Raw genomic sequence first — 1,497 nt, forward strand, 5'->3', positions numbered from 1 at the left:
AGCTGCTACTATTATGGGAAAAGTAAATTTCTCTGCGGTAGCTGATGCATCATGGTTCCACATGGTAAAACCATTTTATTTTGGGACCCCTACGTTTGAATGGACACCGATCATTACGATGACCCTCGTTGCCATTGTGAGCATGGTGGAATCCACTGGTGTTTATTTCGCCCTAAGTGATATCACTGGGAAAAAATTAACGGAAAAGGATTTATCAAGAGGTTATCGTGCGGAAGGTCTCGCCTCTATCATAGGTGCCGTGTTTAATGCATTTCCTTATACTACCTACTCTCAAAATGTAGGCTTGGTCCAACTCTCAGGAGTAAAAAGTAATAACGTCATTTATGCAATGGGCGGAATGTTAGTATTTCTTGGGTTTATTCCGAAAATCGCTGCATTCACGACCGTTATTCCAACACCCGTACTTGGTGGTGCCATGGTGGCGATGTTTGGAATGGTCATTGCCTATGGAATTAAAATGCTCGGAAACGTAGATTTTTCATCACAAGAAAATCTACTAATTATTGCATGTTCTGTTGGTATGGGTATGGGTGTAACAGCCGTACCGGATATGTTTGCCCACCTGCCAGAAGGAGTAAAAATCCTTACCAGCAGCGGGATTGTAACAGGAAGCCTAACTGCTATATTTTTGAACATTGTTTTAAATGTAACAAAGTCAACAAAACAAGTGAAGCAAATGAAGGAACAAAAAGCAGCTTAAATAACTTCATATATCCAGCATATTGAGACCAAAAATATGTTGGTACGTTGCCTATTTTGAGGCTTGCTTGCATTTGAAGTGTACTTATTGTTGAAAAAAGATCAGATGTCCTCGTGATGTCTGGTTTTTTTATTTAAACTAAAAAAGCACCGAATCAATTGATCCGATACTATAGTATGGAAACATTAACCCGTTACTTGTACATTAGTATTAGTCTCCTTAAACCCAGAGTAAGAAGGGAATTTAACACTATTAATCTTATAGACCTTCATGTGGTAACAAGTACTAGTCTTTACTCAACAATTCCCCTTCCATTTGTCGATTTCCAAAACTCATATGTATCAAGGATTAACGGCACTTTTTGGAAAAGATTTTATCGTTTTTTTGATAAAACGTTTCTGTTTATTTAATTCCTCATACTTTGCAATAATCGCTAAATTTACCATTTGTAATGCTAATTCATTATATGTCATTAAAGATCATTCTCCTCCTTTAGAGTTGGTTAATTGCATAAGACCTACATTTTAAGCTAATTATGTTAAATCGTTCGTGAATTGGTGAAAAATTATGAAAAAAGTTACTACAATTTGAGACTGTTAAATTAATAAATTATGTAAAGGGTAAATAGTTTCTCCTTCGTTATTATGGGAAAGTTCATGTTATTGTTGAGTTGTTGTTAATTCCCTGTTAAGAATCACGCCAATGTATTCTTCCATCCCTTTACATCGAATAAAATTAATCTGTAAATATTTTCTTAGGAGGTATAATGTATATGG

At 35.5% G+C, this 1,497-nt stretch carries 2 protein-coding genes; one reads left to right on the top strand and one right to left on the bottom strand.

Going from position 1 to position 1,497, the window contains the following annotated elements:
* A partial coding sequence (locus V7659_RS31605; protein ID WP_335543926.1) for a solute carrier family 23 protein occupies positions 1-721 on the top strand: 721 nt, incomplete at its 5' end.
* Between the two features lie 341 nt (positions 722-1,062).
* On the opposite strand, the gene V7659_RS31610 is transcribed toward V7659_RS31605, so the two are convergent.
* A complete protein-coding gene (locus V7659_RS31610; RefSeq protein WP_335543927.1) occupies positions 1,063-1,194 on the bottom strand; it encodes a hypothetical protein in 132 nt (43 codons plus the stop codon).
* Between the last annotated feature and the right edge of the window lie 303 nt (positions 1,195-1,497).

The organism is Neobacillus drentensis, from assembly GCF_036966985.1.
Lineage (GTDB): Bacteria > Bacillota > Bacilli > Bacillales > Cytobacillaceae > Neobacillus > Neobacillus drentensis_E.